The organism is Kitasatospora sp. NPDC059571, assembly GCF_042735675.1.
In the GTDB taxonomy this organism is placed as follows: Bacteria; Actinomycetota; Actinomycetes; order Streptomycetales; family Streptomycetaceae; genus Kitasatospora.
In genome coordinates, this window is record NZ_JBHWBW010000420.1 from 1 (window position 1) to 7,114 (window position 7,114).

The following is a 7,114-nucleotide window of genomic DNA, read 5'->3' on the forward strand; positions in this document are numbered from 1 at the left end:
GCATCCCGGACCGCCCTCCGCCGTTCTCCGCCGCCGTCCTCAGCGCGGGCCGCCCGGCATGTCGCCGCTCAGCCCGAGCGTCGTCCCGGAGGCCAGGTCGACCACCTTGCGGCCGTCCAGCGGCTTGGACAGCTGCGCCGTCACCGACTCCTGCTTGACCAGGCGCGGGCACTCCTTGCCCGGGTCCGCCGTCTTGGCGATCACCACGCGGACCCGCACCTGCCCGGTCATCGACTCGTCAGCACGCAGCCCGTACTTGTCGCACACCCCGCCGAAGAAGTACACGGTCAGCTCGGTGCCGTTCTGCACCTGGTAGCCGGTGGCCGGCAGCTTCACCGCGGTCGGCGCGGGCTCGCCGACGGCTATCCCGGGGCCGGTCGGCGCCGGGGTCGCGGTGGGGGAGTCGGACGGGGACGGCGAGGCGGGGGCCGACGGCTGCGCCGAGGCGCTCGCGCTCGCGGACGGCGCGGTACTGCCGGCGCCGTCCGCCGCGCCCGTCGACCCCGCCGACCCGCACGCGGCCAGCGAACCGGCGGTGATCACCAGCCCGGCGAGAGCGGCGGCCCGGCGCCGCCACACGGTCCTGAACGGTACGACTGCGGTCCTTGCGTCCATGGTGCGTTGTCCTCCCGAGGGTCAGGCACCGCCGCCCTGCGGCGGCGCTGCGTCCCTCTGACGTGAACCGGATGAATCCGGTTCCCCCGGCCCGCACCGGCCGGGTCAGCCCCCGTACTCCGCCATCGAGGCCACCAGCAACTGCGCCCCCGAGGGCACCGACACCCCGGCCGACGGCGCCGCGGCGGGCTGCGGGCCGGCCGCGATCCGCGGCCAGAAGCGGCCGAGCAGCCGCGAGGAGCTGACCAGCGCGTCGAGGGTGTCGGGATCGGCGTCGCCCTTGAGGTGGCTCGGGACCCGGGCGGGGGGCTGGATGGGCATCATCGGTTGATCGCTCCGATCGCCGGGCCGCGGCAGCACTGCCGCGGCACCTTCCCGGGGCCGGCCGACCGGCCCCTCTGCTGCGACCCTAGGCCGCTCCGCGGGCCCCCACCAGGGCTACTACGGGGTAGTACCTGTTCGGGTCGGCACCGTCGCCGGCCCCCCGCTGGCTGTACCGTGGGTGGGTCCACCGCCGCTTCCGGCCGCCATCAGGCCACCCGAGGAGACCTCCGTGCGTATCGCCGTCGCCGGCTCGATCGCCACCGACCACCTGACGACCTTCCCCGGCCGCTTCGCCGACCAGCTCGTCGCGGAGCAGCTGCACACCGTCTCGCTCTCCTTCCTGGTCGACACCCTCGACATCCGCCGCGGCGGCGTCGCCCCGAACATCGCCTTCGGCATGGGCGTCCTCGGCCTGCGCCCGGTGCTGGTCGGCGCAGCCGGCGCCGACTTCGACGAGTACCGCAGCTGGCTGGAGCGCAACGGCGTGGACACCGCCTCGGTGCACATCTCCGAGACCCGGCACACCGCCCGCTTCATGTGCACCACCGACCTGGACCACAACCAGATCGCGTCCTTCTACACCGGTGCCATGGCCGAGGCCCGCAACATCGAGCTCAAGCCGATCGCCGACCGCGTCGGCGGCCTGGACCTCGTCCTGATCGGCGCCGACGACCCGCAGGCGATGGTCCGCCACACCCAGGAGTGCCGCACCCGCGGCTACGCCTTCGCCGCCGACCCCTCCCAGCAGCTCGCCCGCCTGGAGGGCGACGACATCCGGGAGATCGTCGACGGCGCCGCGTACCTGTTCACCAACGAGTACGAGGCCGCCCTCATCGAGTCCAAGACCGGCTGGGCCGCGGAGGAGCTGCTGGGCCGCGTCGGCACCCGGGTCACCACCCTCGGCGCCAAGGGCGTGCGGATCGAGCGCAAGGGCGAGCCCGCGATCACCGTCGGCTGCCCCGCCGAGGAGCGCAAGGCCGACCCGACCGGCGTCGGCGACGGCTTCCGCGCCGGCTTCCTGGCGGGCCTGTCCTGGGACCTCGGCCTGGAGCGCGCCGCCCAGCTCGGCTGCATGCTCGCCACCCTGGTGATCGAGACCGTCGGCACCCAGGAGTACGAGCTGCGCCGGGTGCACTTCTGCGAGCGCTTCGCCGCGGCCTACGGCGAGGAGGCCGCCGCCGAGGTCCGCGCCAAGCTCAGCTGAGCCTGCGCACCAGGTAGGCGCTGCCCCGGTCGCCCCCGTACAGGGCGGCCGGGGCCTCGCCCAGGTACTCCTGCTCGCGCATGCCGCACCAGGCCGGGATGTCCAGGCGGGCCGCCTCGTCGTCGGCCAGCACCGCGACCGTGCCGCCGGGCTCGACCCCGCCGATCCGCCTCGCCAGCTCGATCACCGGCAGCGGGCACCGCTTGCCCAGGGCGTCGACCACCAGGGCCGCCGCCGGCCCGTCCGCATCCTGCGCCGCCCCGCCGGCCGCCGGTTGCGCCGCGTCCTCGGGCTGCGCCTCGGCCCCCGGCCCCCGGGCCCCGGCGTCCGCATCCTGCGCCGTCCCGGCCTCCGTCCCGGGCTCCGGCTCCGCCCCGGCATCGTCCGTCGTCCCGGCCGCCGCCGGCAGGCCCAGGTCCAGCCCCAACGGGGCGCGCACCGTCGCGACCGTCCCCGGGAGTACGGACAGGAAGCGCTCGACGTCCTCCTCCGCCGTCCCGAACGGCAGCGAGACCCGGACGTTCCCCTCGGTCAGCACCCCCATCGCGGCCAGCACATGGCTCGGCGTCAGGGTGGAGGAGGTGCACGAGGAGCCGGAGGAGACCGCGAACCCCGCCCGGTCGAGCTCCCCGAGCAGCACCTCGCCGTCCACGTAGAGGCAGGAGAAGGTGACCAGGTGCGGCAGCCGGTGCACCGGGTCGCCGACCACCTCGACCTCGGGGACCAGCTGCGGGACGCGCAGCCGGATCCGCTCGACCAGGGCGTGCAGCCGGGCGTTCTCCCGCTCCGCCTCCGACCGGACGGCCCGCAGCGAGGCCGCCGCCGCGACGATCGCCGGCACGTTGACGTACCCCGGCACCCGGCCGCGCTCGCGCTCGTCGGCGGGCAGCGGGGAGGCGTACCGCACGCCCTTGCGCACCGCGAGCACCCCGACGCCGGCCGGCCCGCCCCACTTGTGCGCGCTCGCGGCCAGCAGCGACCACCCGCCGGGCACCGGCAGCCGGCCCGCGCTCTGCGCCGCGTCCACCAGCAGCGGGACCCCGACGTTGCCGCAGAGGTCGGCCACCTCCGCCACCGGCTGCACGGTGCCCACCTCGTGATTGGCGGTCTGCAGCACGGCGAGCGCGGTGGTCTCGGTCAGCCGCGCGGCGAACCGGGTCGCCCGCACCCGGCCGAGCCGGTCGACCGGGACGACCGCGACCTCGCCGCCCGCGGCCTCGTGCTGCTCCGCGACGTGCAGCACGCTGGAGTGCTCGACGGCGGAGTGCACCAGGTGGCCGCCGCGGCGCCGGTTGCCGCGCAGCGCGCCGAGCATGCCCAGCTGGACGGCCTGGGTGCCGCTCGCCGTGAAGGAGATCTCGTCCGGCCGGGCGCCCAGGACCTCGGCCACCGTCTCCCGGGCCGCGTCCAGCAGCATCCGGGCCTGCCGGCCGGAGCGGTACAGCCGGGCCGGGTCGGCCCAGCCCTCGTCGAGCGCCGCGGTCAGCGCCTGCCGGGCGACGGGGTGCAGGGGTGCGGTGGATGCCACATCGAAGTACGACACCCCTCCACGCTATCCCCGCCCCGCGGCGGGCCCGCCCGATCGTCCGTTTTCGGCCCTTTCGTCCGGCCCGACTGTCCGTCACCCGCGTGTCGCAATCGGGTCCCCCGATCGGGCGTGCGACCCTCGAATGCCTGCCATGACCTGGGGCTGAGTGCGGGCCGGGGCTGATCGGGTAGCCGGGCGGCGCGTTACCGGGGGCTGCTCGTGAGTGCCGCATAAGGATGGAGTAGCGTTTGGCCCGCATAAGCATTCAAACCGTGCCCGTGGCCGGGTCGCCGGGGAGGCGTACAGCACTCCTGGGGGTGACGCGATCGCGGGCGAGACTTCGGGAAGGCGCTACGTGAGTCCCAACGGCTCCGACCGCTCGCCGCGGCGCACGATGCGGCGGAAGCTGCCTCAGGCGCTGGCACTGGGCCTCGTCATCGCGACCGCCACCGGCTGCTCGGCCAACGACCTCCCCAGGCTTGGCCTCCCCTCGCCCGTCACCACGGGGGGCCCGCTGGTCCTCCACATGTGGCAGGGCTCGTGGATCGCGGCGCTGGCAGTGGGCGCACTGATGTGGGGTCTGATCCTCTGGAGCGTGATCTTCCACCGGCGTAGCCGCACCAAGGTGGAGGTCCCGGCTCAGACCCGGTACAACGTGCCCATCGAGGCGCTGTACACCGCGGTCCCCCTCGTCATCGTCTCGGTCCTCTTCTACTTCGTCGCCCGCGACGAGGCCAAGCTGACCGCCGTCAGCGCGAAGCCGCAGCACGTGGTCAACGTGGTCGGCTTCCAGTGGAGCTGGGCGTTCAACTACGAGAACACCGAGAAGCCGGACCCGGCGAGCAGCACCGCCGCGTACGAGGTCGGCACCACGGCGAACCCGCCGACGCTCTACCTGCCGATCAACGAGTCGGTGGAGTTCGTGCTGACCTCCAACGACGTGATCCACGACTTCTGGCCCGTCAACTTCATGATGAAGATGGACGTCGTGCCGGGCGTGGTGAACAAGTTCCAGGTGACGCCGACCGCTTACGGCACCTTCGCCGGCAAGTGCGCCGAGCTCTGCGGCCAGGACCACTCCCGGATGCTGTTCAACGTCAAGGTCGTCACCCACGACCAGTACGAGCAGCACCTCAAGGAGCTGCGGGCCAAGGGCCAGTCCGGCGCGGTGCCGTCCGGCATCCTTCCGAGCACGGGAAGTGAAGAGAAGTGACCATCCTCAACGAGCCCGCCGCGGCCGGCGGGGGCGCCGGGGCCGTCACGGTCGGCAGCAGCGCCCGCCGGACCAAGCGGGGCAGCCAGATCATCAAGTGGTTGACCACCACCGACCACAAGACGATCGGCACCATGTACCTGGCGACGTCGTTCGCCTTCTTCCTGATCGGCGGCATCCTCGCCCTGGTCATGCGCGCCGAGCTCGCCCGTCCGGGGACGCAGATCCTCTCGAACGAGCAGTTCAACCAGGCGTTCACCATGCACGGCACGATCATGCTGCTGATGTTCGCCACCCCGCTCTTCGCGGGCTTCGCGAACTGGATCATGCCGCTCCAGATCGGCGCCCCCGACGTCGCCTTCCCGCGTCTGAACATGTTCGCCTACTGGCTGTACCTGTTCGGCTCGCTGATCGCGGTGTGCGGCTTCCTCACCCCGCAGGGCGCCGCCGACTTCGGCTGGTTCGCCTACTCGCCGCTCTCCGACGCCGTCCGCTCCCCGGGCATCGGCGCCGACATGTGGATCATGGGTCTGGCCTTCTCCGGCTTCGGCACGATCCTCGGTGCGGTCAACTTCATCACCACGATCATCTGCATGCGCGCCCCCGGCATGACGATGTTCCGCATGTCGATCTTCGTGTGGAACGTCCTGCTGACCGCCGTGCTGGTCCTGCTGGCCTTCCCGGTGCTGGCCGCCGCGCTGTTCGCCCTGGAGGCGGACCGCAAGTTCGGTGCCCACGTATTCGACCCCGCCAACGGCGGCGCGATGCTCTGGCAGCACCTGTTCTGGTTCTTCGGCCACCCCGAGGTCTACATCATCGCGCTGCCGTTCTTCGGCATCGTGTCGGAGATCATCCCGGTCTTCAGCCGCAAGCCGATGTTCGGCTACTCCGGCCTGATCGCGGCCACCATCGCGATCGCCGGTCTGTCCGTGACGGTGTGGGCCCACCACATGTACGTCACCGGCCAGGTGCTGCTGCCGTTCTTCTCCTTCATGACCTTCCTGATCGCGGTCCCGACCGGTGTGAAGTTCTTCAACTGGGTCGGCACCATGTGGAAGGGCTCGCTCAGCTTCGAGACCCCGATGCTGTGGACGATCGGCTTCCTGGTCACCTTCCTCTTCGGTGGTCTGACGGGTGTTCTGCTCGCCTCCCCGCCGATCGACTTCCACGTCTCGGACTCGTACTTCGTCGTCGCCCACTTCCACTACGTGGTCTTCGGCACCGTCGTCTTCGCGATGTTCGCCGGCTTCCACTTCTGGTGGCCGAAGATGACCGGCAAGATGCTCGACGAGCGCCTGGGCAAGATCACCTTCTGGACGCTGTTCTTCGGCTTCCACGCCACCTTCCTCGTCCAGCACTGGCTGGGCGCCGAGGGCATGCCCCGCCGCTACGCCGACTACCTCGCCTCGGACGGCTTCACCACGCTGAACACCGTCTCCACCATCGGCTCCTTCGTGCTCGGTCTGTCGATCCTGCCGTTCCTCTACAACGTCTGGAAGACCGCCAAGTACGGCGAGAAGGTCGAGGTCGACGACCCGTGGGGCTACGGCCGCTCGCTGGAGTGGGCGACCTCCTGCCCGCCGCCGCGGCACAACTTCCTCACGCTGCCGCGCATCCGCTCCGAATCCCCGGCCTTCGACCTCCACTACCCGGAGATCGCCGCGCTGGACTACCTGGAGAACCACGGTGAGCAGGCGAAGCACTTCGAGGGCGTGACCCCGGCCCAGTACGACCGTCCGTCCCTGGGCAAGTCCAAGAAGGAGGGCGACGCCTGATGAAGGAGCAGGGCAAGATCTTCGGCGGTTTCGCCGTCTTCATCCTGATCATGGCGATCGTGTACGGTCTGTGGACCACGCACAGCAGCCACGGCACCGAGGCCGCCGGCACCACGGCGCTCTTCCTGGCCTTCGGCCTGTGCGCCTTCATCGGGTACTACCTCGCCTTCACCGCCCGCCGGGTGGACAGCGGCGCGGGTGACAACCCCGAGGCCGAGGTCGCGGACGACGCCGGCGAGGTCGGCTTCTTCGCCCCGCACAGCTGGCAGCCGCTCGCGCTCGCCATCGGCGGCGCGCTCGCCTTCCTGGGCGTGATCTTCGGCTGGTGGCTGCTGTACTGGTCGATCCCGATCATCCTGATCGGCCTGTACGGCTGGGTCTTCGAGTTCTACCGCGGCGAGGACCAGAACCAGTAGGTCGCTCCGCAGTCCCGCAGCCGGGACCTCCCTCCGGGG

Annotated in this window: 7 protein-coding genes; 4 read left to right on the plus strand and 3 right to left on the minus strand. The window is 71.7% G+C overall.

The genetic code is table 11. The features are described 5' to 3' along the window. Positions 1-39: 39 nt before the first annotated feature. Together ACFV0G_RS31665 and ACFV0G_RS31670 are read right to left on the minus strand one after the other, a co-directional pair. Positions 40-615: a hypothetical protein gene (locus ACFV0G_RS31665; protein WP_380555454.1), complete on the minus strand. Its 576-nt coding sequence runs from the start codon at positions 613-615 to the stop codon at positions 40-42. 105 nt (positions 616-720) lie between these two features. Next, positions 721-936: a hypothetical protein gene (locus ACFV0G_RS31670; protein WP_380555456.1), complete on the minus strand. Its 216-nt coding sequence runs from the start codon at positions 934-936 to the stop codon at positions 721-723. Positions 937-1,168: 232 nt separating this feature from the next. Here ACFV0G_RS31670 and ACFV0G_RS31675 point away from each other — a divergent pair, with 232 nt between their 5' ends. Further along, positions 1,169-2,143, plus strand: a complete 975-nt coding sequence (locus ACFV0G_RS31675) for a carbohydrate kinase family protein (protein WP_380555458.1) — start codon at positions 1,169-1,171, stop codon at positions 2,141-2,143. On the opposite strand, the gene ACFV0G_RS31680 is transcribed toward ACFV0G_RS31675, so the two are convergent. Next, complete coding sequence (locus ACFV0G_RS31680) at positions 2,136-3,686, minus strand: cysteine desulfurase/sulfurtransferase TusA family protein (RefSeq protein WP_380555460.1); 1,551 nt, start codon at positions 3,684-3,686, stop codon at positions 2,136-2,138. The two genes, ACFV0G_RS31675 and ACFV0G_RS31680, sit on opposite strands and share 8 nt — an antisense overlap. A 340-nt stretch (positions 3,687-4,026) precedes the next feature. On the opposite strand from ACFV0G_RS31680, the gene coxB reads away from it, so the two are divergent. The 3 genes from coxB to ACFV0G_RS31695 are packed head-to-tail and all read left to right on the plus strand — an operon-like array spanning position 4,027 to position 7,075. After that, positions 4,027-4,884 carry a cytochrome c oxidase subunit II gene (gene coxB / locus ACFV0G_RS31685; RefSeq protein ID WP_380555462.1) on the plus strand — a complete coding sequence of 286 codons (858 nt, stop codon included), beginning with the start codon at positions 4,027-4,029 and terminating at the stop codon, positions 4,882-4,884. Continuing rightward, a complete protein-coding gene (gene ctaD, locus ACFV0G_RS31690; protein ID WP_380555464.1) occupies positions 4,881-6,659 on the plus strand; it encodes a cytochrome c oxidase subunit I in 1,779 nt (592 codons plus the stop codon). Before coxB ends, ctaD begins: the two co-directional genes overlap by 4 nt. After that, entirely contained in the window at positions 6,659-7,075 is a 417-nt protein-coding gene (locus ACFV0G_RS31695; protein ID WP_380555466.1) for a cytochrome c oxidase subunit 4, read from the plus strand. Before ctaD ends, ACFV0G_RS31695 begins: the two co-directional genes overlap by 1 nt. Positions 7,076-7,114: the final 39 nt, after the last annotated feature.

Bases quoted from the DNA above. Each gene is read 5' to 3' on its own strand.
- ACFV0G_RS31665 (WP_380555454.1), bottom strand. From the start codon at position 615: ATGGACGCAAGGACCGCAGTCGTACCGTTCAGGACCGTGTGGCGGCGC.
- ACFV0G_RS31670 (WP_380555456.1), bottom strand. From the start codon at position 936: ATGCCCATCCAGCCCCCCGCCCGGGTCCCGAGCCACCTCAAGGGCGAC.
- ACFV0G_RS31695 (WP_380555466.1), top strand. From the start codon at position 6,659: ATGAAGGAGCAGGGCAAGATCTTCGGCGGTTTCGCCGTCTTCATCCTG.